Here is a 26,867-nt window from a genome sequence, read left to right as displayed (position 1 = left end):
CAGGAATCACCATGTAATCTCTTGCGCTACATTTTGAAGTGCGGAATGTGGGTTGGAAGTTCCTCACTCTATTGGTGTGACATCGTGAAAGTAGTTGTAGTCGATGTAACGATGTCCATCAGAGGTGTTGTAAAAAATATCTACAAATTGATTGTTCCATAGGACTTCAAGAGCAGTGTAGGTTTTACGAGCATGGAGAACCTGGATAACTGTTTCATCAATTCCACTGAGAGAAACTACAATTGCACTTTTAGTTGCAACTAAGGATTCTGGTGTCATCCCATATAAAGGACTGGACTCATCAATTGGATGCATTGCTGTCCAACTAAGTGTAAAACTTGGTGTTTGACTCCTGAGCAAAGTGAGTTCGTGAAAACGACGTATAAATTGACCTTCAGTAGTCACTTCATCGCGCATTAAATAAACCCGCAATTGTGCTTCTAGAATCTGATTGCGGCGCTTGTTTCCGGCACGAAACATTAGAGTGGGTACGCCATTGTGAGGTGCAATAACTGCTACTCGGCTAAAGATTACACGGGCTGTAGGTCGAGAGAAACGGGCAAAAGCTAAACCAGTCAGCACCGCAATTCCCACTAGACCCATCATCGCTTCAATTGTGACAATAAAATTAGCGTAGACTGTTTGGGGATACATCGCCCCATAGCCTATAGAAGCTAGAGTTTGCACGCTAAAGAAAAAAGCATCAAGAAAATATCCAGGTCTGGCGTTAGCAATGCAATCTCCCCCTGCTAAGTATGCTAAGGCAAACAAAGCATTAGTTGTTACATAAGATAGAGCAATTAGCGCCAAGAAACCAGGCCAGGGAATTGTCAAAAGCAAATGGTAAGGATCGCGCCAGTAGGAATACCAAACATTCATACCTGAGATTTCAAACCGTCCATCCTGAATTTTGATATGGACTTTCGGGAGTGGACGCCGTTGTGGCTTTTGAGACCGTTTTTTTTGTCGAACTAATCTCACAACGTACCCTTATTCTTTTATGTTTTTTACAGTTCGTAGTGAGCGCTTAAGCGCTCAATCTAAGCACTAAAGTGCTGACTACGAACTCTTCAATTTTTATATAAAAGGTACTAGCCTAAACCTAGTAATTTAGAAATTAATGGTAAAAGTTTACTACATGCTTCGGCTAATGTGGCTGTGGCGGGTAAGCCAGAGACTAAACCTTTTAACATTGTGATTGCTTTTTTGCCTGTTTTTTGCTTTCCTGCTTCTTGGGGATTTTGACCAGCTTCGGCTAAAGTTTTGACTTGTTCTAAGGCTTCGGTTTTATCTTCTTCACTTAAATTAGCATCAGCTGCAATTGCTTCTTGCAACTGTGTTAATAATTCCTTGATTCCTGGTTTTTCTGGTTCGGGAGATTCTGGTAATTGATTAATAGTATTAGTGACTTCACCACTAATATCAATTTCGCCTAAATTCAAAGCTTGTCCACTAGCATTAAAATCTCTGCCCACACTACCAATTTCTATTTTACGGCTGGAATCGTTACTGTTAGTCATATTTTTATTCTCTAATTTGTTATCGACTTGAACATTAATAGGTTTATTAGCTAATAATTTAACAATTTCAGTCATCTGGGCGCTTTGCTGGCGATAGACGACTATCTCATTATCTTTTGCTTGTAATTGTGCCTTATATTTTTCTTCTACAGCTTGCAATGCTAGTTGATAATTTTGAGTAAAATCGCTGTGAATCTTTTCTTTATCGGCATCAATAGGTACGGCGACTTTAACGACGACTACGCCATCACCTTTGTTTTCAATACTTTGTAAGGCTAATTCTGTGTCTTCATTGGCGACTTGCACTTGTTTAAAAGCTGCGACAAAAGCTTTCCAATCAATACCGTTGCGGAAAATTAAATCAACGGTATTTAAAACCTCTTCAAATAGTTTAGTAAATTCGCCTGGTTGAAATTCGCCACTGCTGGGACGGCGTTCTCTGTCGTCAGTTTCAGGTTTGGGGTTTTCGAGGAGATAAATAAACCGACAATCGACGTTATCTAATTTGGTTGTGCTTTCAATATTCCACGCTTCCACGCAAGCACCAGTCATGTGAGCGCTGGTAAAATCAGTACCCACAGCTTGGACGAGAGTCAAGTTTGCCCATTCTAAATTTGCTCCTTGGAAGGTAGCTTCATTGATATCAGCGTTTTTGAGATTTGCTTCTTTTAAATCAGCATCGATGAGGCTAGCGCCTTTGAGGTTAGCACCAAAATAATTTTTTCCCCGACCATTGCCAGTGACAAGTAAATTAAGGATATTTCGTTTAGCTAATATGGTGTCGCCGACTCTGGCCAAGTCAAGTTTTTTGGTTTCGTAAAAACGAGTGCGTGTGAGGTTTGCTTTTCTAAAATCTGTATTTTTAAGGGTTGCACCAGTAAAACCAGCATCGGTTAAATCAGAACCACGAAAACTTGTGCCTCCGGTTGTAGCAAAGGCTATCGCAAATAATCGAATCCAAGTAAATTCTTGTACTCCAGCTACAGCTTTCTGACTAACATAGATGCTTGTTAATACTCCAATCGCTGAGGATATTGCTACTTTAAGCCCAACTTGATATGGCATACCTAAAATAAAAGGTATCAGTGTAGACATAACCCAAGCTATGCTCCCCGCTCCTGCCAAAATCCAATGAGAATCTTTGGTTAGAGTTATCACTGTAGTAAAAATTGTAGTTCCAGTTACACCTACACCAAATAACCAAAGAACATTTCCAGCAAGAACGGCTGCTGGTTCAAAATATTTAAATGAAATTAGAGTAATAGAACTAACCACAGTCAAAGATACCATAGCTATTAAAGCTTTATTTAACCCTTGATAAATTGTCAAAATAAAGAAAATCGTCAATATTATTGGATTGAGAAAAATTATTAGGTAATGACCAACAAGTTCAGAAGCTGGCAAGAGTTTACGACCTGCAAAAACAGCAACTACCCCTGCTGTAAATAATGCCAATATTCCTATTAACAATAGAGTGATTAATAGGGTCAATCTCCAACAATTTTGCAGTCCGGCTTTAGCAAAGCAAAAGTTGGCATCTCTCAAGTTAGTATCTGTAAAATCTGTTCCTTTGATATCTGCACCGCTAAAGTTTGCTCCCGTTAGGTTTTGACCTTTAAAAGAGCGACCTCGGAGATTTTGACCGGAGTAATCTAGCCGCATAAATGGGTCATCCGATTTTAGATTTTGGATTTTGGATTTTGGATTTTATGGTATATGGTTTTATTCTTAAAATCTGTACTTCATTTACCTGTAATCTGCTGTAAAGATGTTCTTAAATAAACTGTACAGACGGCTGGATTCGCAATGTAAGCCGATACATTCGCAATGCAAGCCAATACATTCGCAATGTAAGCCGGTACATTCGCAATGTAAGCCGATACATTCAAAATGTAAGCCGATACATTCGCAATGTAAGCCGATACATTCAAAATGCAGCCAGGTGCTTAACCGGGAAACCCGTCATCACACTGGCTCGCCAACCTATACCTGGTAGGGTGTGTTATGGCTTCAGCCTAACGCACCGCAAATCATTGTGTGGGTGCGTTAGCCTTCGGCGTAACACACCCTACAATTGAAATTTTTTGCTTAAAACAAGAACTTAAAACCAGAAAGTTCTCACCTGAAACGAGGAACTTCTTACTTCAAACGAAAGTCTTGCTGTTTAAACGCTTCAACATGTGGTTTGCTGGCTGATTTGTAGGTGCGATCGCTCAAATCATTCAACTCCAATATAGCAATATGCCTATCTATAGAGAAAAATACCTATCTTTAGATAGATGTTTTCAACATGAATTTACTTTTACCGTAAAAAATGTAAATCCATCTACACACTCACTGGAGATGAGTTTTCAGTTCAGTTCGCCAAAGTTGCATAATTTGCATAGTTTGCAGCCAATGACGTGAAGTCAATTGCAGATATCAGGGGAAATTATCTACGTTTGGATATCTCAAAATGAAGTCTCAGTGACAAGGCTTCTGACTACTGAACTCTAAATATTTATGAAAATCGCACAAATCGCTCCATTATGGGAACAAGTTCCGCCTATTACCTACGGTGGAACAGAATTAGTCGTGAGTCGTTTGACTGATGAATTAGTACGTAGAGGTCACGATGTTACATTATTCGCTTCCGGAGATTCCCAAACTTTAGCTCGCTTAGAAGCGGGTAGTTCTCGTGCATTACGCTTGGATAAAAGCATTAAAGAACCCGTAATGTACGAACTCATGCATGTTGGCGAAGTTTATCAACGCGCTGCGGAGTTTGATATTATCCACTCTCATGTGGGAACTTGGTCACTACCTCTGGCTAATATAGTCTCAACACCAACGGTGCATACCTTGCATGGAATCTTTACTCAAGACAACAGTAAAGTATTTAGGCAGCATCACACGCAACCATATATCAGCATTAGTGACGCCCAACGTCTATTAAATATTAACTATGTTGCCACAGTTTACAACGGAATCAGTGTTGAAAAGTTTCCGTTTTTTGCTCAACCACAAGATCCTCCCTATCTAGCATTTTTAGGACGCCTCTCACCAGAAAAAGGGCCACAACACGCCATTGCGATCGCCAAAAAAACAGGTTGGCACTTAAAAATGGCTGGTAAAGTCGATGTTGTCGATCAAGAGTTCTTTGAAAAAGAAATTGCTCCCCAAATTGATGGTAAGCAAATTGAATTTTTGGGTGAAGTCAATCACACTCAAAAAGCCGAACTATTAGGAAATGCAGCAATTACTCTGTTCCCGATCACTTGGTGCGAACCTTTTGGTTTGGTGATGGCTGAATCTATGGCGACTGGTACACCAGTAATAGCCATGAATATGGGTTCTGTATCTGAGGTTATTGCTAATGGGGAAAGTGGTTATGTTTGCCAAAGCTACGAAGAAATGGCTAAGATGATCCCCCAAGCTTTAGAACTAGATCGTCGCAAATGCCGAGAACACGTAGAAAATAAATTCAGCGTCACTCAAATGGTCGATGGCTACGAAGCAGTCTACGAAAAAATCATTGGAGAACGCAACTTTAGAAAAAGGTTGAATTTCATGTTTAGAAACTCCTTGGATTCAATTACTTCGTTGACTCGCTAGTTTTAACAGTTATCAGTTAACTGTTAACTGTTAACTAATTCATCCCCAATCCCCTTTTAAAGCGATAATGCTTTTATATAGCAGTGCTGAAAGGGGAACGGCCAACTATGACATCACCAGAATCAGTGATCTGGCTACGAGAACGCACAGCTTTAGGAAGTTTATCACCTGAACCGTTGAGTGCGATCGCGCAAGTCCTCGAAGAAAAGGTTTTTCCGGCAAATTACAATATAGCTACTGAGGCTAATTCTCCAGAAGCGCTTTATATTCTTTTGGAAGGTAGGCTCGAAAGCCAGAGCAGTAATCAAAATAACCCTAGTTTAGCTGTTGGTTTTCTGCCTGGATCTGTTATTCATTTACAAGAAATACTTTTAGATGAGTTAGCGCAGCGCACAATCACAACGATCACAGAATGTCATTTTTTGGTTGTGCCTGTAAAAGTGTTTAAAGAAATAATTAGTAAATATCTCGAAATTTCTCAGATTCTTTCGCGGATGCTGGCTCAAGAATTGGCACAGTTAGCATCTGCTTTTAGCTATGAACAAGAACGTTCTTTAGCATTACGCCCATATTTAGTTACCAAAGCCCAACGCGGGATTGTGGGGACGAGTCGTTATGCGGTGCGGTTGCGCGAACAAATTCGCGAAGCTGCGGGCGATCGCAAATCTGTATTGATTTTTGGCGAACCAGGATTAGAAAAAGATAATGTTGCAACCCTGATTCATTTTGGTTCCAAATATCGCCGCGAACCCATCATCAAAATTAACTGCGGTATTCTCCAAACCAGTGGTGCAGAATTATTTGGGCGTGCTGGTGGCAAAAGCGGACTTTTAGAATGGCTGGGAGAAGGTACTGTTATCCTCAACAACATCCAAGAAATCCCACCAGAGTTACTCCCAAAAATCAAACAATTATTACAAACTAATACATATATTCCCTTAACTCGTGCCGACGAACCAGACGCGGAACCCCGCACCAGTCACGCCCGGATTTTGATCGTTGCGGAAAAAAATCAACCGCAAATCGAACGTTGCATTGGTCGAATTATTAAAGTCCCACCGCTACGGGTACGGAAAACTGATATTAATGTCCAAGTCGAATACTACATCAGTCTTTACACTCGTGCTAGAGGTATTCCCAAACCCCATGTGACGCCAGAAGCTTTACGCCGTTTGCAGTCCTATGATTTTCCTGGGAATATCAAAGAATTACAAAACTTGGTCGAACGGGCGATTGTCCAAGCAGGAGAAGCAACAGAGTTAACAGAAGAAATTTTCTGGGCGGCGGAAACCAAGAAAAAGCGATTTCGGCTGAATCTTTTAAATGCTTATCCTGGTTTGCGGAAGTTTCTGCGTAGTCCGTGGTGGCCGGATCGAATTAATTATGGCTTTACCGTTGCTGCTTTTGCCTTAATGATCGCAGTATTATTTGTTGGACCACAAACACGCGATCGCAATTTTGGGTTAAATCTATTCTGGGCTTGGTGGTGGCCTGTTTTTCTGTTCTTATTTCCGTTTCTGGGGCGGATTTGGTGTTCGATTTGTCCATTCATGATCTACGGTGAAATTACGCAGAAAATATCCACGTCTTTGTTTGGAAAACAACTCAAACGCTGGCCACGAGAAGAAGCTGAAAAATGGGGCGGCTGGTTTTTATTCGGCTTGTTTACCCTGATTTTTCTGTGGGAAGAACTTTGGGACTTACAAAATACTGCTTATCTTTCCGCCTGTTTGTTGCTATTGATTACTGCTGGCGCGATGATTTGCTCTGCAATTTTTGAGAGGCGGTTTTGGTGTCGATATCTTTGTCCGATTGGGGGAATGAATGGTTTATTTGCCAAACTCTCAATGACAGAACTCCGCGCCCAACAAGGGATTTGTTCTGCAACTTGCACCACCTATCAATGCTACAAAGGCGGGCCACAAAAAGGCGAAGGTATGGAAACTAATGGTTGTCCTTTATACTCCCATCCTGCCCAACTAGAAGATAATAGAGATTGTGTGTTGTGCATGACTTGTTTAAAAGCCTGTCCCCACCGTTCAGTTGAGTTTAACTTGCGTCCCCCTGGTATTGAACTGTGGACAACGCATATATCCCATAACTATGAAGTCGCTTTGTTGTTTTTACTTTTGGGTGGAGTATATTTGCATCGCTTACCGGAGTTGCAATCTTGGTTGGGATTGCATATAGATTTAAATCTGTTTTTCCCCCACTTAGGTTTATCTTTGCTAGTTTTGACTGTTCCAGCAGCTTTTATTTTCCTAGCATACGGGTTGATCAAAGCTTATTGCTGGTTGAATAACTACATCTTCTCTGTTTTTTCTGTGTCCTCTGCGGTTAAAATGCCCAATAGAATCAAGGTGCGGTCATTTACTGAACTTGCCTATGGTTATTTACCATTAGTGTTGGGAGGTAACTTGGCGCATTATCTACGCTTGGGTTTGGGCGAAGGAGGGCGAATTTTACCAGTATTTTTTGCGACGTTTGGTTTAGATGGTGGACAATTACCAGTTGTGGTTGCACATCCTGCTGTAATAGCTTTTTTACAGGGAACAACTCTAATTTTTTCGGTACTTTTATCAATACTGTTAACACAAAAAATTGCTCGACAATCTTTGCGTGTCATATTATGGCAACATTTAGCTGCGATCGCTTTGGGAATTAGTATGTGGCAGATTATTGTGTCTCGCTAACCGTCAAATCAAAAACCATTCTCCATTCCCCTTTCCCCTATGAATAATTTTTTACAGCCCCCACGTTTACGCATAAGTGAAAATGATGAAGAAGAAAGACGCGCTACTTGGTTAGAACTATTTTATGATTTGGTGTTTGTGGTTGCGGTTTCAGAACTTGCTCACAATCTCAAAGAAGATGTATCGATATCAGGATATCTAGGTTTTATATTTTTATTTATACCTGTGTGGTGGTCATGGATTGGCAATACCATGTATGCGAACCGCTTTGATAGTGATGATATCGGACGGCGGTTTTTGGTGGCTTTGCAAATGCTGGCTGCGGCGGCTTTGGCTGTGAATATTCATCATGGTTTGGGTGAAAGTGCGTCTGGGTTTGCTCTTTCTTATACTTTGGCTCGCGCTGTGCTGATTGTAGAATATGTTCGTGCTGGTATACATATTCCCGCCGCGCGTCAGTTGACTACACGCTATGCTACAGGTTTTGCGATCGCAGCCGTGTTTTGGTTAATATCAGCATTCGTACCTGCACCTGGGCGGTTTGTGTTGTGGGGACTGGGAATTATGGTTGATTTGATTACACCTTTTACAGCCACAAAGTTCCAGCTCAAATTACTTCCCCACGCTTCCCATTTACCAGAACGTTTCGGACTATTTACGATTATTGTCTTGGGTGAGGCAATTATCGCAGTTGTTGAGGGTGTTTCGGAACAAAAATGGGATGTTTTAAGTGTGATTGCCGCTATATTGGGTTTGGCGATCGCTTTTAGTTTGTGGTGGGTTTATTTTGATAATCTTGGTGGTACACCGATTCAAACAGCACGCGCCCAAGGGAAAGTGGGGACTGTAGCCATTTGGCTTTATACTCATTTACCCCTAGTCATTGGTATTGCTGGGACTGGGGTTGGTGTGGAAAAAGTATTGACGAGTGAACAAGCGATCGCACTAAGCGATGCTCAAAGATGGTTACTTTGTGGTTCTGTGGCTTTATGCTATTTAGCTTTGGGTATCCTGCATCGTGTCGGTGTGATTCGTTATTGCAAAATTCGTTCTCAGTTTCGAGGTGTAGCAGCGATGATTGTAATTGCGATCGCTTTTTTTGGTAAGGGTTTGTTACCTGTTGCAGTGATTGGACTTGTGACTGTAGTTTGTGTTGTACAAGTCGCCCAAGATTTATATCAGAGTCGTCCTACTACACGTTTGGTTGATCCGGAGATTTAGGATTGGGGATTGGGGATTCTCCAGAGGAGACGCTACGCGTAGACGCGCAAGCGGCTTCTCACAGAGTACGGGGATTAGGGATCGGGGAAAGTGGATTGGGGGGTTAGTACTGAGAACTATATATAACAAAAAAAATAGAAATTACTTAAGCTAGATTTAAGTAAAAAATTTGTTTTTCATCGGGCTAAAGCCCTATTAACAAATAAAAATAATTATGTGGTAATGGAATTTTAAGTATGCAAAAAATTTTTAGCGAGTGAAAAATTTTACATCCACTTTGTTGATCTGACCCAAAATTGGGGAATGCTTAAAAATAGCAAAGAACCCATAAACAGTAGACCTCTTGCAAAAGCTATTTTTTGCAATCTTGTAGAGAAAAGCTATAAGGACAAAGGGTAAAGGAAAATTGCATTCCTTTTACCCTATTTCTTCTACCTTTTCTCGACTAATGCCACAAGGTCTAGTGGGTATATAAATTACATTATCTAGAATTATCAAGGTGACAGTGGTGATGGTAGAGTCGGAAAATAAATTGTTGTCTGTAAAAGATGGTTGGACATCTCCAGAAACCAGAGAAGAACTACGCCTTAAAGCATTGTCAGAATTAGGGTTGCGACAAACAGAAACGATTCCAGTTTTTGAAGAAGCTACTCAAACTGCTGCTCACTTTTTGGAAGCACCAATTTCCATTTTGGGATTTGTGGATCAACAGCGCCATTGGTTCAAATCAGCAGTGGGCTTATCTAGATTGGGATTAATGAATCAGCTAGCACAAAATCGCCAATTGTTACGTGAGGAATCTTTTTGTACTCAGGTAGTAGAAAATTACCAAACATTGGTAATAAATGATGCCAGAAAAATTGCAGATGCAGGTAGTGCTGTTGCTAACAAATTAGTTAAAGATTACGGTATTCGGGCTTATTTAGGAGCGCCACTGATTGATGCTAATGGAAATTGTTTGGGCGCATTGGCGGTGATGGATTTAGTACCGCGCAACTTTACCAATCGAGACATTGAATTTTTACAGATCATCGCTCGTTGGAGTATGAGCGAATTTGAACGTAACCGACTTTTGCAACAAGCAACTTCAGAAATAAAAACAGCCAATCATGTTTCTAACTGGTTACTCAGCGAACCTAATCCTAGTGAAAGTGAAATCAGAATTAGTCCAATCACTTTGCCAACAAGTTCAATTCCTACTAGTCAATTGAAGTTAGAACTATTGGAACAGTTAACGCAAGAGCTACGTACACCCTTAACATCTGTACTTGGTATGGCTAGTGTTTTGGGACGTGAAATTTATGGGCCTTTGACCATTAAGCAAAGAGAATATTTGGATATTATCCAACACAGTGGTAGATATCTACTTTGCCTAGTCAATGAAATTTCTGAACTTGGAGCAATGGATGAAACTGAGACAGCCTTGAATTTATCTTCTGTAGATATTGAAATGCTGTGCCAACAAGCGATTCAGACTCTTGAAGAGGCTGCAAGTCGTCGTGAGCAAGACATTCGTCTGTCTCTTGAACCTGGACGTAATCGCATTTGGTTTTTGGATAAAGACAAGGTGCGGCAGATATTATATCACCTAGTTTTCAGTGTAATTCAACTTTCTGCTACGGGTAGTGTTGTACGGATTCATGTTTCATCCAAAGAAAATACACTCAACATTACAGTGGGAGTTTCCCATCCGTGGTTGGGAGATGGAATCACTGAAGTGGATTCTTATTTTCGCTTGAGTGCAGTGCCACTAATGGAATTAACAAACGAGACAGCTATTTATAATAATCCTTTGGAAGAGCAAGAAGACCCCATTAGCTTGTCATTAACTTCAGACAAATCACAAACCGTGAAGGTTTCTACATCCAGTATCCTCGATACAACTAAGCGTTCTGGTTCTCTCTCACGCGAAAGCCTGGGTTTGTTGCTCAGTTGTCATTTAGCAGAATTGCACGGGGGATATATTTCGATTCAAGGATCACCAGAGGCAGGATACCGCTATATCCTCAGTTTGCCACTAAATCAAGAAAAAATAGAAGTTCCAAGCGATGTTTCCTCAACAACTGCTTCTTAAGGACTACGTTTAAGCATTGGCTATCTTCAATTAGCATGGACTATGAACTGGAAGTTTTTCAATTTTTGAAAAATACCAAACTATCATTGATCCAAGTTATACGCTCTGTGCTAGTTGCTCACAGCCTCTTATGAATCTAATTTGGCAAAAATTCAGTTTATCTTATTTACCACTGAAGGAATATCTTGACACCAGCTACCTGCATGGTTCTTTGGTAGGGGTGCTGCGTTCTTGGCGACAAAGCAGTATTTTAATGCAGTGGGGAGATGTAATAGCGGCGACCTTAGTCAGCTTGGTGTTGATATTAGCGCCTTTTACAGTGGTTAATACAACCCTGCTTGGGCTTTTGATGCTTGCTTGTACAGCATTTTGGCTAATATTGACTTTATCTGATGAGGTAAACTCTTCAAATAGTTTGTTTGCAACGCCGATTCATTTGTTGGTATTGCTATATTGGGGAGTTTGTGTAGTTGCTACAGCCTTGTCTCCAGAGAAAAAAGCAGCTTTAGAAGGATTGATAAATTTTACACTTTACTTAGTGCTATTTGCCTTGTGCGCCAGGATTATGAAATCGCCTCGCATTAGGTCTTTTTTGCTGGTTTTGTACTTACATGTGTCTTTATTTGTAAGTATCTATGGTGTGCGACAGAAGTTTTTCGGTGCTGCACAATTAGCAACTTGGGTTGACCCTGAATCTCCTTTGTCTAAAAATACAAGAGTCTATAGTTATTTGGGTAATCCAAATTTGTTGGCTGGATATTTGCTACCAGCTGTGGTTTTGAGTTTAGTGGGAGTGTTTGCTTGGCGGGGATGGCTGCGTAAAAGTTTGGCACTCACTATGTTAGTTGTGAATTTAGCCTGCTTTCGTTTTGCTGACAGTCGTGGCGGTTTTATCGGTTTAGCGATCGCACTATTTGCCATTGTGTTGTTATTACGCTACTGGTACGCTGATTATCTACCCCAGTTTTGGCGTATTTGGTTAGTACCCATAATGTTGGGATGTTTTGTAGCTTTTTTTGCAGTCATGTTTGGGATTTCAGAAACTTTTCGCCTACGCATTACCAGTATTTTTGCTGGTCGTGCAGATAGTAGTAATAACTTCCGTATAAATGTCTGGACTGCGGTGTTCAGAATGATTCAGGACTATCCGATTTTTGGTATCGGCCCTGGACATGATGTTTTTAATAAGGTTTATCCACTTTACCAACTACCCCGATATAATGCTTTGAGTGCTTATTCTATCCTCTTGGAAGTAACTGTGGAAACTGGAATTATTGGTTTGCTTAGTTTCCTGTGGTTAGTTGCAGTCATACTTAATACAGGTTTGTCTCAATTGCAAAGATTTCGGCAATTAAATAGCGTAGATGGTTTGTGGTTGATTGGAGCGATCGCTACTCTATTAGGTATGTTAGGTCATGGTTTAGTGGATACTGTGTGGTATCGTCCTGTAGTCAATAGTATCTGGTGGCTAGTAGTTGCTTTAGTCGCCAGCTACTGGACTCCTGTGGTGTCAGATAAAAACCGACAAGGAAATTCACCTCATCCAGAATTAGGAGCAAATTAAGGTTGTAAAGAAAGCCTTGAGTAAAGTATCCCTCAAGGCTTTTTAGCTTTTGTCATCTTTCAAAAAGTCTAGTTTTTCGAGTTGTTTTTGCTTTCTTTGTGATTGGATCACTATAAAATCATTCTCTGTAGGTTGTACTACCAACAACGTTAGGATCGTTATAGCGAGTTGGTTCTTGACGCTTTCTACCAGCTAAACCAGCTAAACCAAATAAACCGAGTAATCCTAACCAACCCCAATCAAAACCTCTGTCAGAATAAACTCCGGTGTTTGGTACATTGGGATTATTAATTGTGGGGTCTGTAGTAGTTTGTGCTTGTGCTGATATTGTTAAAGGTAGTATTGACATACCCAAGGTGAGGACACTAGCACTGATGATTTTGCTGAGATTGCTTTTCATAATGAGATCTTCCCTGATTTGTTGCGAAGTTATTCACAACTTTACCGACGACCTATATGAACAAAATCAACCCCTAGCTATATACTAAAAATCTTTTACACTCCTGCTTAAGATATATCAACGCTGCAATGTTTAACAAAAGCTAAGATAAGACTAATAATATAGCAATCCTATATGATTTGTGAGAATCGCAAAACCCAGATCCCCGAATTCGCAAAAGTTGTCGGGGATCTTGTCTGGAGCGAATGATTTAGGAATGCTATATCTAGTTAGGCATACTATAGTGGTTTAATAGCCTTTTATATAATTATTAGGCAGCCTCAAGGATTTTTTAGTCATAATTTAGACCTAAGTAAAATTTTCAATGAGCGATAAGAGCGACGGTTATAAAGTTATTAGTGACAATCGGCAAGCCCGTTATTTGTACAATATTCTCGAAACCTACGAAGCTGGTATTCAGTTGACGGGGACTGAGGTGAAATCAATCCGTGCAGGTAGGGTAAATCTTCAAGATGGCTATGCTTTGATCCGCAATGGAGAAGCATGGCTGATCAACGTACATATTTCGCCTTATACTGCGAGTGGACAGTATTTTAACCATGAACCACGCCGTACACGCAAACTATTGCTGCATCGCCAAGAAATTCGCAAGTTAATTGGTAAGGTAGAACAGCAAGGTTTGACTTTGGTTCCTCTGAAAATGTATTTCAAAAGAGGTTGGGTGAAAGTTAGTATTGCCCTTGTCAAGGGTAAAAAGCTGCATGACAAACGAGAGGATATGAAAAAACGTCAAGATCAGCGCGAAATGCAAAGGGCAATGAAGAATTATTAAAAAGTCAAGTGTCAAGTGTCAATAGCTTTTTAACTCTTGAGCATTGACCATTGACTACCAATTATATTTTTCTTGCTCAGAATCTTGGTTAAATAATCCTAGTATGGGGCCGAGAATCGCTCCCACTAAAAAACCACCAGCATGAGCCCAGTAGGCAATACCTCCGTTTTCCATACCAATATTAGTGGGTGCTTCGAGGCTAGCAATACCGTAAAAAGCTTGTTCGACAAACCAAAATCCTAGAAAAAAGTATGCTGGTACACGGAAAGTGGGAAAGAAAAATCCCAAAGGAACAACACCGAGGACTTCTGCTTGGGGAAAACGGATAATATATGCTCCCAATACGCCAGCGATCGCACCACTTGCACCTAATGAAGGGATAGCAGAATTTTGGGAAAAGTACCACTGAGCTAATGTTGCTAGAACACCACTAGCTAAATAGAAAAATAAATATTTGATATGCCCTAATTTATCTTCGACGTTATTACCAAAAATCCATAAGAACAACATGTTGCCACCAAGGTGTAGCAAACCACCATGCAAAAATTGGGCAGTAATTAACGTTACCCACTCTGGTACAGGCTGATTTACAGAAATACCTGCAAAACTAGCTGTCAGTTCTCGCGGTACTACTGCAAATAAGTGAAAAAATCCATCTAAATATTGGGGAGGGAGACTTGATTCATAAAGAAACGCTAGAACGTTTGCAGCAATCAGCCCATAAGTTACATAGGGCGTGATTTTTGTTGGATTATTATCTTTAATTGGAACCACAGGCTTTTTTCTTGCTTTTTCACAACTCAACTACACAATACCTGAGTAGTTAAGTATTTAGGATTTACCTCTGGATGGATTTAGCAAGATGTTCCAAAGATATTTGTGAGCGAGATAGAGATCATACATGTCTTATAAAAAACAAATACTTGTGTGTGAAATTCAAACTTAGAGAAAATATTTATTTGCCTTGATCTCTATATTATTTTTTTCAAGTTTTTTATTTGGACTATATTTTGTATGTGGTCTCTAAAAATTACTTGATTCATTACTATCTACTGATAGCTTGTTAAAAATTGTAAACAAATTGATATCTAATGATACATATTCTGGAGTGTATGTTTTTTACAAGGTAACTTTATCTAACAATATTTCTCACTGACGGTAGATATAATTTGCAATTCAACCTTTGGGCAGTGATTAGCTATTATTCCTGTCATAGTATGAAACATAAGAGTACTATTATTATTTATATTCACTGATAGTGATCATAGAAGCAAACTTATTAGTAAAAAATGCTAGGGGTGTACAGTCCATGCCCTTGACGATCCTTGTAGTGGATGACGATCCGGGCACTCGTCTGTCTATCAGCGATTATCTTGAACTATCTGGCTACTCGGTAATTGTTGCTGATGATGGTCAAGAGGCTTTAGCAAAGGTGGAAGAGTACCATCCTGATTTGATGGTTACTGATATCGTCATGCCACGAATGAATGGTTATGAACTAGTACGCCAAGTACGTCAAAAATCTGTATTTTGTTTGCTGCCAGTAATTTTATTGACAGCACGAACAAAAACACAGGAAAGAATTCTTGGTTATCAGTCTGGATGTGATTTATACTTGCCCAAGCCTTTTGAATTAGAAGAGTTGGGAGCAGCTATTCGTAATTTGTTGGCGCGATCGCAAATAATTCAATCTGCATATCGCCTTTGTGATCTCGAAAATACCAATGCTTTAGACATTAATGGTTCACAGTTAAATCACATTCAAAAATCCCAGTGGATTTCAGAGCTGACTTCCAGAGAACAAGAAGTTTTAGAACTTCTGACTCATGGTCTTTCTAATGCTGACATGGGTCAAAAGTTACACTTGAGTCCTCGAACTATAGAAAAGTACGTTAGTAGTTTGTTGAGAAAAACAGGCACTAACAACAGAGCCGAATTAGTACGTTTTGCGATGAAGCATGGTCTAGTGGAATGAGGTGTCAAGGAGGACAAGAAAGATGAGGAAAATAACTAATGAAAATTGACCAATCATTAACTACTATTAAAAAAATATTTATAGCTTGTGGATTTTATACAATTTAGTAAATAATTCTCTGTATCAAATTTATTATTTTTGTTGCGTTGCGATCGCTCTAATCACTAAAAGCTAGTTGAGACTCTATTCGGTCGATAGCTGCTCGCCAAATATCATATCCATTTTCGTTTAGATGTAATCCATCTGTGGTCAAATCTTCTCGCAAGTTACCTTCAAAATCTGTAAACCACTTGTAGAGATTGAGATAATTTACTCCTTCTTTTTGGGCAATTAAAGCAAGTTGATGATTGATAGTACGAATGCGATTATTAGAAATATTAGACCAACGGCTTGGCAAGATAGATTGGACAATAATCATACTATCTGGATGATTTTGTCGTAACTGCCGCATAATCAAGCGAGAATTGCTTAAAATCGCTTCATCACTTCTACCTTTGCGTAAGTCGTTGATCCCAACCATAACATAAATGACGCTCGGTTTTGTTTTAGCAAAAGCTGATAATCTTTTTAAAACCCCACTAGAAGTATCTCCAGAAATTCCCTGATTCAACCACAAATTTTCACTAGAGAGCATTTCTTTCGGAAACCACATACTCAAAGAATCGCCAACTATAATACTCAAGCGATTTTTACCTTGACCTTTAGCCATCGCTTTGGCTTCCATCGCTAGCAAACTTTTCCAATCTTCATAAGTTAATTGATGCTTATTGCCAGAATCCCATAATGTCTTCAATTCTTCATCAGCTACACGTGTATAAATTTGACCAGCTTTTAAAGCAGCTAATCTATGATAATAAAGTTGATTTCCAGAGGTAGGCTTCTCAACTACTTTATAGCTCGGTGTTAAAAATGATTCTGTTGCTACAGGCAAACTCTGCTCACTAAATTCTGGTGGAGAGGTTTCCAAAGTAGGGATTAATGTCTCACTTGCTACTGGCTGTAAGTTGTCTTGGTTTTTCCAATTTACTTGATGATCATCAGTATGAAAAATAGATTGTTCTGGTAAAGTCGATACTGGTAAAACCAATCCTGTTACTAAACCTGCTGTTAACAGATACACATCCCTCATATCGTAAGTTTCTCCCAATAGTTGCTCCTTTTCCCAAAAGCAGCGTTTTTTGGCTGGTATCAGGAAAATTCTTCATCAGCTAAATTATCACCTTTTACAGTATTTACACTGAATAAGTGTAATTAGCTAGCTTATGAAATTAGTTTTTACAATATCTTTAATGACTTTATCTAGTATTAATAATGTCTAATTAAATACTTTATATATATAAAAAAAATAGGGTTTTTACTAGGTTAGCAACTTTCATGACCAAATAAGGCAAAAGTAAAAAGTGAGCCAGTGCGGTGGACGGGTTCCCCGGCATAAAGCAACTGGCGAACTCGTAAGAGTTAAAAGGCAAAAGAAAGAAAAATAAAAAACGGTCATCCTCTAACAGGATTTTGGATTTTGGATTGACCCCACGGATCAATCCGCTTTCTTGGGAATTTTGGATTTTGGATTTTCGATTTATTTCACGGATCATTTGCCATAACTTCCGAGGGGTCAAAATAGTGTGCAGCTTCACAGAGAATTGGTATTACACCCCATACCCACTTCCAAGTTAGGAGAGTGTCAAGCCTCAAACCGATAACGACTGCCAATAATATAATCTTCACTCATTTCAAACGAAATCCATCGCCTTTGCCAAGTCTCAGCCACAAAACCTGTTGTATTAGAACCTGCGAACGGATCTAATACTAAATCACCTTCATCGGTTAAAAATTTGACAAAAAACTCTGCAAAACCTTGAGGAAAACGCGCAGGATGAGGTTGTATTCCCGCCACTTTACAACGACGTAGATATGCACTGTTAGATTCAGTATTAGCAATTTCTAACAAATTAGGTGGTATTGCACCCTGATTATCCTTTTGAAAGCGATGAGAAATATCATGTCCGCTAGGACGCATTTTCGCTTTATAGCCATTTTTGAGTAACTGCTTCATACTCTCGCTGTATGGCTTTAAAACTTTTCTATTATCTGCTTTTGGATGAGGCGTTTTCGATAACCACCAAACTACATTTACTGAATCTTTAACACGAATACGTCTAACTGTTACCCACTCGGCTGGGGTAGGCAGTCGTGCCGGATTATAGTGATAAAATTCTTGAGCAAGAAAAAAGCCGACTTCTTTACACAGCCTGACTAATAATTCATATTGGTAAATACTTCGCACCGGATTACCAGGTAGATAAGCACCACCTAAATCCAACACAAATGAGCCATTATCTGTAAGTACTCGTTTAAATTCATCAGCGAAAGGTAGAAACCATTCAATATATTTTTCAGCACTTTGATTGCCATATTCTTTTTGACGGGTCAGTGCAAATGGGGGTGAAGTTAGGATTAAATTTATACTGCTATCTGGAATAGATTTAATCAGTTCTTGGCTATCTCCTAGATATACTGCACCATAATTTTGAGAGTAATAAGGTGTAAAATTTATTACTTGTTTTGGCGTTGTTTTTTCTTGTGTCAAGAGAATTTGTATTTATAACTAATTTTTCTAGCCAATTCTGATTTGACCCCTGTTTGTAATCAAGAGGAGATCTCAGCCAGAAAATATGGCGTAAATGAAAATTTACCACTTTTTATAGGGAAGAAATTTTCCTGACATGATCACTTTGACGCGATCGCCTTTAGCTAAACTTTTCGTGAATCATCGCTTTCATTGGCATTCCATACACCTGCATAATTTCGTAAAAACGGTAAATCAGAGGATCTGTTGGTACAACTGGCCCTAATCCTTTTACAGGATATTCCAAAATCAGGTAGGCGATTTTTATCAGAGGTCACAAGAAAACGCTCTGAGTACCGGCAAACTCGACCGACTGCTTATCGGGTTCAAGCTCCTCTCGATCACTGGCAACTTCCAACTAGCCTTGAATTGCATCTTGTAGCATTTATAACATATGTTCAGAGCTATCTCCCCAAGTGTGACATCCTGGTAGAGTAGGTACAGATCCACACCAAACCCCATCTTCTTGCCAGATAACCGCTAACTGTGCGCTAATTACTTGAATTGGGAAACCAAACAAGCCATAATATTGACAGTTAAAGTTATATATTGACTAAAGAACGGATGTAAAATACAATATAAGGTTTTATCAAAAATGGCTATATACACTCAGCCAATTAAAAGTACTAAGAAAGCTAGAGAATTAGCTCACAACAGGTCATCCTGGGAGCGTGAGTATGAGGCTGTTAATGTAGAAGCCTTGAAAGGTATTCTCTCATATTTTAAGTATTTATATGCAGAGGGAGAAATTAGTGATAAAGCTTATGAAGCTCTTGTCTCGCAAGCACTCTCCACTTTTGTTAAGAACACAATTAGCCTGAAGATTGAGACAATGTTTGATGAAATTGATGTAACCTTCAAACAAGCAAGTGAAGCACTTCTGACTAAAATTTTAGTTTAGAAGAGTTTACCAAGCGAAGTAGGGTAACTACACAATATGGGAAATGACGACACTCCACAAAATAAACCTGAGCAAAACGTACCTAAATCAGGAGATAATTCACAAAAAGAAATAACTGCTTCGACCTCTAGCACATCTTCAGAAGATCAAACTTCCGATGAAGAAGTGATACCAAGTGAAGTAGTCGAAGCATTGAAGGAACTACCACCAGATAAAAGGCAAATTGCGACATCAATGTTCCTCTCCATGGAGCGTCTGTCATCATCAAGCTCTTCATCATTAGTTAAGCGCGTTACTTCTGAACACATAACTAAGACTCTCGATAATCTTGAAAAAGACAATGAACGAGACTTTAAAAAGAGTCAGTCGAGTGAAGTTACCAAAAGATTAGGTATGGGAGCAATACTCATCTTAGTTTTAATGGTCTTTGGATATGCAGGTCTAACGAAGGATAAAGACCTTGCAGAAAAAGTCATAATTGCAGGAATTTCAGGTCTTGGTGGATTTGGAGCAGGAGTTGCGGTCAGTAAGAAACAGCCATAGGATTTGGACTGAAAAAGAAAAATTGCTTGCACAAATTATTTACCATTTGCTTTAGATAATGATATATCCAAATGCAAGTTGGAAATTGGTATGAGATAAGGATAAGTGGAAACTTAACTTTCCCTATTGACTTACTTCAATTTATTATCAAGGCGAATAGCTTGCTCCAGAGCCAATTTCTCTTTCGATCTACGAGCATAGGGTTGGAGTTTAGTCAAATTCCAAGCAGTAATAATACTCATTTGTTCTAAATTCATTCCCTTCATCAGCATTTCTACACACCACGTTTGTTGAGCTTGCTCAATTAGTGGTTGTTGTCCTTCTGGTGTCAGCAATCCTTCAGTTAATATGTGCCAGATTCTCTGTATTTCTTCCTCAGATATTGGCATTCCTACATCGTTGAGAAATAAAGATGCATGTTCATCCTTACGGCTTTTTAGCCATTGAGTTAATGGATTGCGAGTATAAGAGCCATAGCGCTTACCTATAATCCATTGATTGACAGGTACTTGTCGAGGAGTAGCTTGAGTGATTTGTAATAAATGCTGATTGGAATTGTTGATTTGATGCGATCGCTCTAAACTTACAATTTCTGGGGCCGATAAACCTGCTGCAAACAAGACATACATTAACGCATAATCTCGCAGTCCTGATTTTTTGGATCGTTGCAAAATCAAGTGAACTAAATTTGCTGGTAAATCTATCACCTTTTCTGTAGAAATAGATTCTCCTAAACTTGTAGAGTTTGTTGCTCCCTTTAAAAACAGCGCCACCAAATTTTCTAAAAACTCGTCTCTGTCAACCCAAAGTTGATGAAATTCACTAGTAAATTCAATCACAGCATATCCCACTAACATACTATTGAGTAAGCTTGCTAACTTCTCAGGTGCTAAATGGGTGTGTAATTGTTCTCGTTCCATGACTGTTGCTAAATATTCGGCAACATAGTGATTAGCTTGGGATAAGCTACGTCCTAAAGCCTGACGATTTTCTAAAGGATAATTTCCTGCTTCACCGACTACAGAACGCACTAAATCTGGGACTTTCTCCAAAGCTTGTAGGCGATCTTCACAATAGTTTTTCAGAGCTTGGTGAACACTAGCTGGTTGGCTGGCTTGAATTTTTAAAGACTCATCCAGTTCTTGAAATACTGGTGATTCCGAAATTACTGCCAAGAGTAAACCGTGCTTATTGCCAAAATGCCGGAACAGTGTTACTTCATTAACTTCTGCTAATTCTGCGACTTGCTTTGTTGTAGTCTCGGTGACTCCCTGCGCTGCAAATAATGATCTTGCTGCGTTAATCAATCGCTGTCGAGTAGAAATTACTTGATTGGGCATAAACTAAAAATGCAAGTAACACTTGCAATTAATTTTTATCCTTGCTAGACTTAGTCATGTAAGTAGCACTTGCATCTTCTCTTCCTAGTTTAGCTGCCTTCGTCAACTTACACAGAAAATGTAATAACCAGTACATGCTTAGCACGCTTTGCACTGATTGATTTACAGTATTCACGTCAAAGGAAAAATTTATGACTACACACTCAACAGCAGCTGTTGACAAACAACCGTTGACTCTGAGTTGGACTAGCGTGATATTTTTTGGCACATTCCATGCTTTAGCACTGCTCGCTCTTTGGTGTTTTTCTTGGCCTGCTTTGGGAATAACCATATTCATGCACTGGTTGCTAGGCAGCATTGGTATTTGTTTAGGGTATCACCGACTTTTGACTCACCGCAGTTTGCATGTACCCAAGTGGTTGGAATATGCGCTCGCAACTGTGGGCGCTCTTGCTTTACAGGGAGGGCCAATATTTTGGGTAGCTGGACACAGGTTACATCATCTTCATACCGAAGACACAGAGAAAGATCCCTACTCTTCCCGGCGTGGTTTTTGGTGGAGTCACATGTTGTGGCTTTTTTACCCACGTGCAGAGTTTTTTAACTATGAAATATACAAAAAATTTGCTCCTGACTTAGATCGTGAACCATTCTATCGTTGGCTAAATCGCTATTTCTTACTACTACAAATTCCTGTTGCTGTCCTTTTATATGCTTTGGGAGGATGGTCTTTTGTTGTCTACGGCGTGTTTCTACGAGCAGTATTACTTTGGCATAGCACTTGGCTAATTAACTCTGCAAGTCATCTGCGTGGTTATCGTCATTTCCAAGTAAATGATAACTCTCGTAATCTTTGGTGGGCAGCACTTCTAACTTATGGAGAAGGTTGGCATAATAATCACCATGCTTATCCAAACGTAGCAAAGGCCGGATTAAAATGGTGGGAAGTAGATATAACTTGGTGGGCAATTAAAACATTGCAGACTCTTGGTTTAGCTAAAAAAGTTGTGATGTTTCCAACGCCAAATGTTGATGTTAGTAGATAGTGGTTATATTAATTCTGGCGTTGCATAAATGCGGGATGAATCAGCCAGATACAGGTATCTCTCTATACTTTAAATAATGAAGTAGTTATTAACAAACAACAACCAACTATCTCCCTAATTTATTAGGAATACCTTCGCAACCACCAGGAATTCTACTTCTGGTGTTTTCGCCACCCCAAGCACAGCAATAGTATCGGTTAGCTTCAGACAGGCGCTGGACTTCACTCAAGTCTGCATTTTCCACTACAGCGCCTGTATATTCACCAGTTTTGTAGTTTGGTGGTTTGTTACGACTACGAGGTGATGCGGTTTCTGCGGAACCACAAAATAAACAAGTACCGTTAAGGTCTGCCTTACTGAGGTCGGCTTCATATAAAATGCAGCGATAAAGGTTAGCTTTTACCAAATCACATTCACGAAGATTAGCATGGACTAGATTAGCTTCGCTTAAGTCAGTCCAGCGCAGATCAGTGCTAGATAGATCTGCACCTGCTAGCATTACTCCTAAATCAATTACACGTACACCATAAAGCCGATCTTCACAGTAACCGCCTGTACCATTAAGAATAGCTCGACCAAGCAGGCGATCGCGTTTTAAAGGTGTGAGTAATTTAGAACGAGATAAAAATCGCAGAATTTTCGCTTTACCACTGCCGTCTACACTACTAAGAATAGCCGCAGTGCGTCCTTCTGCTAGCAATCTTTCTTGAGGCCAATCTTCTAACAATCCCTCTTCATCTAATACTAGATCGGAAATACCCTGGAAATAGGAATCTATTGTCTGCTGCTGAGTAATAATATTTTGTTGGACGGTAAGCAAGTTTTGCTGAATAGTTAGGTCTTTAGAAATAATGTACTGTCGCCAAGCAATGTAAACAGCGATGATCGCAATCAGAATTTGTCCTAATGCACCAAACCATTCCGCTAGTGTTCCGAAAGCTTCCCAATTGATTTTGCGTCCGATAGTAACGAGAAAATTGCTTAAACCACTGTATTTAATCAAGCCAGCGATCGCGACTATTATTCCTAATAAACCAACTACCAAGGCTTGTTCCTGGGCTGAAAACCACTCTTTTTGCAGTTCTTGCAACCAAGGCCAAATTGCTGCTAAAGATAATAATAAAGTGACAATGGTTCCCACAATGCCAAGAATCTGGCTATTGATGACAAATCCGACAATAGTGATAGCGATCGCCACTAAAATCAGCAATAATGCTCTTGGTTTAACGCTTATAACCTGACTAGTAAGTGGTTTGACTGTGGAACGTGCTTTTAGTAAGACTGCTGTATTTTGCGGAGACTGTAGTGAGGAAATAGCAGCTAAGGCTTGCTGGGTACTCAGATCATTTGGAATTAAATCAGCATTAGATGAGTTGTCAAAATCATCTGGTTGCAAGTCTTGTTCTGGATTTGGGGTTTGGGATGAGTTGGAATCAATCGACATGATTATATTTTGGCACCAGCATTCTCAGTTCAACAGCTGTCTTAGTTAACTGTACAGAAGAATGCAAATTTGGAAGCATTTAAATGAGTAAGGGACAGATCAGACTAGTACAATAAGGCAAAAGTAAAAAGGCAAAAATAAAAAGAAAAAATGCTTAGTTTATAAGCTTTTCGACTATTTTAAATGGTTGCTTTATTTACGCCGTGCTGTACTAGACTGTCCCTTATATTGCCATTTGATTCGTTTCTAATTCAACTTGTAATAACACTCACTCTATAGGTAGAAATAAATTCCCTGATATTCAGGATCGTGGGTGAAAATGGTAAATAAAAACACATACAAATGTTTTATTTTTTTGACTTGATTATGTGTTATAATATAGATTGATAGAAAAACCTCTGGATTTATGTTAAAAAATAGAGGTTTACATACAGTAGTGGAAAAATTTGCGTAAAATCATATTTCAATAATCTATAAACTCTATAACGTCTTTATGGTTGTTGGTCTGATGTGCTGTTCCTCGTAGAAGTTGAATGACGGTTGAGTTGGCAATAATTAAAGATAGGACGCAATACCAAGGTCATAACAAATTAATTTAAGTATATATGCTTACGAAGTTGGAAAAAGCTTTGGCTGTGTCCTCTTAAATAGCCAAACATTTATGTTTCGTAACATCCCCCAATCATACACACTAACTTAGTTCGGTTATCCGGCTACTAAAGGCAACACCAAATAGGGTTTTTAGCGTCACTATATATGTAGTTAAGTGTTGCAAAGGATTTTCGGCTATTAGATACTTTTTTGGAAAATACACTTTATTTAAATTATAATGGAAGATTTTATCTAGACCACTTTACTCTCAGGTAAATTTGTCGTAATATTAAATAAGTAGAACTCATACTGACTTCGTATTGTGAATGTCCTTGTCGGCGACTTAAAGAAAAGAAGAATTCTTGAAGATAGAGAAGTTGTGTTTGTAGAGGTCTGAAAATCTAGAGATAGTAGGGGAACCAATCTAAGGAACTAACCGTCTTGACAGATTCTAAAAGCTTAAAAAATCAACCTTTTGTAGTAGTTTCCCAATATCTCCTAACGTCTACTGATATATGCACAATCTTTTCTAATTAGCCAGAACTATTAAGTATAAGTATTCTTTTGTGTTTGGAGTAGAGGAAAACGCACCAATGCCCACTGTTAATGCTGAACAAGAAAACACCAATGCCAAATTCACGGCTGATATGGTGCGAACCTATTTGCGCGAAATTGGTCGTGTACCATTGCTAACCCGCGAACAAGAAATTGTTTATGGGAAGCAGGTACAGCAAATGATGACATTGCTGGATGCTAAAGAAGCTTTGGTGAAGAAATTGCATCGCGAACCTAGCCTAGAAGAATGGGCTGCTCACGTGAAAAAAACTGAATCGGAAGTGAAGCAGACCGTACAGCAAGGTAAGCGCGCAAAGCAGAAGATGATCGAAGCGAATTTACGCTTGGTTGTTGCTATTGCTAAAAAGTACCAGAAACGTAACATGGAGTTTCTGGATTTGATTCAAGAAGGAACACTAGGATTAGAACGTGGTGTAGAGAAATTCGACCCCACACGAGGTTATAAGTTCTCAACCTATGCCTACTGGTGGATTCGTCAAGCAATCACTCGTGCGATCGCACAACAAGGGCGTACTATTCGCTTACCCATCCACATTACCGAAAAGCTGAACAAAATTAAAAAAGTTCAGCGAGAACTCGCTCAAAAACTAGGGCGATCGCCATCTCCTACGGAAATTGCCAAGGAACTAGAATTAGAACCCGCTCAGATTCGCGAGTATCTAAATATGGCCCGTCAGCCAGTTTCTTTGGATGTAAAAGTAGGTGATAACCAAGATACAGAACTACAAGAAATGCTGGAAGATCAAGGCCAGTCACCAGAGTATTACACGACTCAGGAATTCTTGCGCCAAGATTTGAATAACCTGCTTGCAGAACTCACCCCCCAACAGCGAGAAGTATTAGCTTTACGCTTTGGTTTGGAAGATGGGAATGAAATGTCTCTGGCTAAAGTAGGTGAACGCTTGAATCTTAGCCGTGAGCGCGTCCGTCAATTAGAGCATCAAGCTCTAGCTCATTTGCGTCGTCGCCGCGCCAATGTTAAAGAGTACATTGCTAGCTAAAGGATTGGTTTAGCACTATTGGTGACGCGCCTCCTGAACTCAGGGGGCGATTTTTTTCCTAGAACCGCAAAATAAACTAGAGTAGGTTTTTTATTACCCGTCGTGTCGCGTTTCATCCCCCCGATAAATCGTAGGGGTTCTCACGCTCCCGTGCTACTTTGATAGCGAAGCAATACTGCAAGGGATAGGATTTTTCGTCATAATTTTGGGGTTGTACCAGACGCGAAATTTCGCGTCTGGCACAGGGTTTCACGAAAAGTATGCAAAACTAGTTAAGTACTTAAACAGAATTAATTACACATTCTTTAACCTGTTAAGAGTTCCCCGTTCCCTGTTCGGTGATCTCCACAAATGAATTTAATTTTGTGCGATTACTTATGAGACTGCGATTTCAATAGCAGGCGGGTTTTTTGAACTGAATATCGGCCTGCAAGCTGAGAAAGTGCTGAGTTTTAATTGAATTTTCTCCAAGCATATATTTAGAAAATTCATGGTTGGGTTTCAAAAAGCTCTCAGTCCCATCTGAGATGATTTGCCTTGTTGGGATAATTCAAAGATAAGGAATAACAAATGAAACTCGCTTCGTCACTACTTGCAAGTGTTGCTCTTACTAGTCTGTTTACGGTTTGGGATGGTCCGCTCAAAGTTGTGAATCCAGCACTGGTGCAAGCATCAGCTCAGGAAATGAAAGATGTTACAGGCTTGACTGCTCAACAAAAAATTGAAATGCTGACCAAGAGCAAAGGTCAATTTGGTAGTGGTGATCAGTTGCGGCGTTACTTTTTTGGCGATCTTGAACCAATTGCAGTACAACCTGGTGGTGCAGGTATGGTAGTCAACCTCTACAACAAAGCCAACAATGTGACGATTTCTTATTAAACATCTCCAAAATAGTATATTTTGTGGTAAAAGAACGTCAATAGAAG

The 26,867-nt window shown here is 39.5% G+C and carries 20 protein-coding genes and 2 pseudogenes; 12 read left to right on the top strand and 10 right to left on the bottom strand.

The genetic code is table 11. The annotated features are described in order from the left end of the window. Window positions 1-63: 63 nt before the first annotated feature. Both AC5JMK_RS28245 and AC5JMK_RS28240 read right to left on the bottom strand, forming a co-directional pair. Window positions 64-981: an ion channel gene (locus tag AC5JMK_RS28245; RefSeq protein WP_495911513.1), complete on the bottom strand. Its 918-nt coding sequence runs from the start codon at window positions 979-981 to the stop codon at window positions 64-66. Window positions 982-1,091: 110 nt separating this feature from the next. After that, complete coding sequence (locus AC5JMK_RS28240) at window positions 1,092-3,182, bottom strand: pentapeptide repeat-containing protein (RefSeq protein ID WP_495911512.1); 2,091 nt, start codon at window positions 3,180-3,182, stop codon at window positions 1,092-1,094. An 840-nt stretch (window positions 3,183-4,022) separates the two neighbouring features. Between AC5JMK_RS28240 and AC5JMK_RS28235 the strand changes: the two genes are divergently transcribed. The 5 genes from AC5JMK_RS28235 (at window position 4,023) to AC5JMK_RS28215 (ending at window position 12,666) form a co-directional block, all read left to right on the top strand. After that, window positions 4,023-5,114, top strand: coding sequence for a glycosyltransferase family 4 protein (locus AC5JMK_RS28235; RefSeq protein ID WP_096677763.1), 1,092 nt, complete (start codon window positions 4,023-4,025; stop codon window positions 5,112-5,114). A 107-nt stretch (window positions 5,115-5,221) separates the two neighbouring features. Further along, entirely contained in the window at window positions 5,222-7,807 is a 2,586-nt protein-coding gene (locus AC5JMK_RS28230; RefSeq protein WP_495911511.1) for an AAA-type ATPase lid domain-containing protein, read from the top strand. A 39-nt stretch (window positions 7,808-7,846) separates the two neighbouring features. After that, entirely contained in the window at window positions 7,847-9,028 is a 1,182-nt protein-coding gene (locus AC5JMK_RS28225; RefSeq protein WP_096677761.1) for a low temperature requirement protein A, read from the top strand. A 511-nt stretch (window positions 9,029-9,539) separates the two neighbouring features. Then, on the top strand, window positions 9,540-11,102 hold the full coding sequence (locus AC5JMK_RS28220) for a GAF domain-containing sensor histidine kinase (RefSeq protein ID WP_495911510.1): 1,563 nt from the start codon (window positions 9,540-9,542) through the stop codon (window positions 11,100-11,102). A 130-nt stretch (window positions 11,103-11,232) separates the two neighbouring features. Continuing rightward, entirely contained in the window at window positions 11,233-12,666 is a 1,434-nt protein-coding gene (locus tag AC5JMK_RS28215; protein WP_096677759.1) for an IctB family putative bicarbonate transporter, read from the top strand. Window positions 12,667-12,784: 118 nt separating this feature from the next. Here the strand turns inward: AC5JMK_RS28215 and AC5JMK_RS28210 are convergent, their stop codons facing one another. Beyond that, window positions 12,785-13,066 (bottom strand): WGxxGxxG family protein, encoded by a 282-nt coding sequence (locus tag AC5JMK_RS28210; RefSeq protein ID WP_096677758.1) that lies wholly within the window; start codon window positions 13,064-13,066, stop codon window positions 12,785-12,787. A 364-nt stretch (window positions 13,067-13,430) separates the two neighbouring features. Between AC5JMK_RS28210 and smpB the strand changes: the two genes are divergently transcribed. Continuing rightward, window positions 13,431-13,898 (top strand): SsrA-binding protein SmpB, encoded by a 468-nt coding sequence (gene smpB / locus AC5JMK_RS28205; protein WP_096677757.1) that lies wholly within the window; start codon window positions 13,431-13,433, stop codon window positions 13,896-13,898. A gap of 54 nt (window positions 13,899-13,952) precedes the next feature. Here smpB and AC5JMK_RS28200 read toward each other — a convergent pair whose 3' ends face one another. Further along, window positions 13,953-14,672 carry a rhomboid family intramembrane serine protease gene (locus AC5JMK_RS28200; protein ID WP_096677756.1) on the bottom strand — a complete coding sequence of 240 codons (720 nt, stop codon included), beginning with the start codon at window positions 14,670-14,672 and terminating at the stop codon, window positions 13,953-13,955. 535 nt (window positions 14,673-15,207) lie between these two features. Here AC5JMK_RS28200 and AC5JMK_RS28195 point away from each other — a divergent pair. Next, entirely contained in the window at window positions 15,208-15,873 is a 666-nt protein-coding gene (locus AC5JMK_RS28195) for a response regulator transcription factor (protein WP_096677755.1), read from the top strand. Between the two features lie 157 nt (window positions 15,874-16,030). On the opposite strand, the gene AC5JMK_RS28190 is transcribed toward AC5JMK_RS28195, so the two are convergent. The 4 genes and pseudogenes from AC5JMK_RS28190 to AC5JMK_RS28175 all read right to left on the bottom strand — a co-directional run. After that, on the bottom strand, window positions 16,031-17,002 hold the full coding sequence (locus AC5JMK_RS28190) for a GDSL-type esterase/lipase family protein (protein WP_096677754.1): 972 nt from the start codon (window positions 17,000-17,002) through the stop codon (window positions 16,031-16,033). A 199-nt stretch (window positions 17,003-17,201) separates the two neighbouring features. Next, a complete protein-coding gene (locus tag AC5JMK_RS28185) occupies window positions 17,202-17,465 on the bottom strand; it encodes a hypothetical protein (RefSeq protein ID WP_495911509.1) in 264 nt (87 codons plus the stop codon). An 89-nt stretch (window positions 17,466-17,554) separates the two neighbouring features. Beyond that, complete coding sequence (locus tag AC5JMK_RS28180; protein WP_096677753.1) at window positions 17,555-18,460, bottom strand: DNA-methyltransferase; 906 nt, start codon at window positions 18,458-18,460, stop codon at window positions 17,555-17,557. Window positions 18,461-18,562: 102 nt separating this feature from the next. Next, window positions 18,563-18,749, bottom strand: a pseudogene (locus AC5JMK_RS28175) (cyanase); the annotation flags it as partial. A gap of 345 nt (window positions 18,750-19,094) precedes the next feature. On the opposite strand from AC5JMK_RS28175, the gene AC5JMK_RS28170 reads away from it, so the two are divergent. Together AC5JMK_RS28170 and AC5JMK_RS28165 are read left to right on the top strand one after the other, a co-directional pair. Then, window positions 19,095-19,400, top strand: coding sequence for a hypothetical protein (locus tag AC5JMK_RS28170; protein ID WP_495911508.1), 306 nt, complete (start codon window positions 19,095-19,097; stop codon window positions 19,398-19,400). 36 nt (window positions 19,401-19,436) lie between these two features. Continuing rightward, window positions 19,437-19,943, top strand: coding sequence for a hypothetical protein (locus AC5JMK_RS28165; protein WP_495911507.1), 507 nt, complete (start codon window positions 19,437-19,439; stop codon window positions 19,941-19,943). A gap of 131 nt (window positions 19,944-20,074) precedes the next feature. Here the strand turns inward: AC5JMK_RS28165 and AC5JMK_RS28160 are convergent, their stop codons facing one another. Next, window positions 20,075-21,283, bottom strand: a complete 1,209-nt coding sequence (locus tag AC5JMK_RS28160) for a TetR/AcrR family transcriptional regulator (protein WP_495911506.1) — start codon at window positions 21,281-21,283, stop codon at window positions 20,075-20,077. A gap of 191 nt (window positions 21,284-21,474) precedes the next feature. On the opposite strand from AC5JMK_RS28160, the gene AC5JMK_RS28155 reads away from it, so the two are divergent. After that, entirely contained in the window at window positions 21,475-22,329 is an 855-nt protein-coding gene (locus AC5JMK_RS28155; RefSeq protein WP_495911505.1) for an acyl-CoA desaturase, read from the top strand. A 106-nt stretch (window positions 22,330-22,435) separates the two neighbouring features. Here the strand turns inward: AC5JMK_RS28155 and AC5JMK_RS28150 are convergent, their stop codons facing one another. Beyond that, on the bottom strand, window positions 22,436-23,773 hold the full coding sequence (locus tag AC5JMK_RS28150) for a pentapeptide repeat-containing protein (protein ID WP_495911504.1): 1,338 nt from the start codon (window positions 23,771-23,773) through the stop codon (window positions 22,436-22,438). Between the two features lie 1,184 nt (window positions 23,774-24,957). On the opposite strand from AC5JMK_RS28150, the gene AC5JMK_RS28145 reads away from it, so the two are divergent. Both AC5JMK_RS28145 and AC5JMK_RS28140 read left to right on the top strand, forming a co-directional pair. Beyond that, window positions 24,958-25,941: an RNA polymerase sigma factor, RpoD/SigA family gene (locus AC5JMK_RS28145; RefSeq protein WP_096677749.1), complete on the top strand. Its 984-nt coding sequence runs from the start codon at window positions 24,958-24,960 to the stop codon at window positions 25,939-25,941. Window positions 25,942-26,511: 570 nt separating this feature from the next. Further along, window positions 26,512-26,817: pseudogene (locus AC5JMK_RS28140) on the top strand (hypothetical protein); the annotation flags it as partial. Window positions 26,818-26,867: the final 50 nt, after the last annotated feature.

The organism is Pelatocladus sp. (assembly GCF_059505505.1).
Note: the sequence above shows the minus strand (reverse complement) of the source record. Positions and strands in the feature narration are given on the sequence as shown.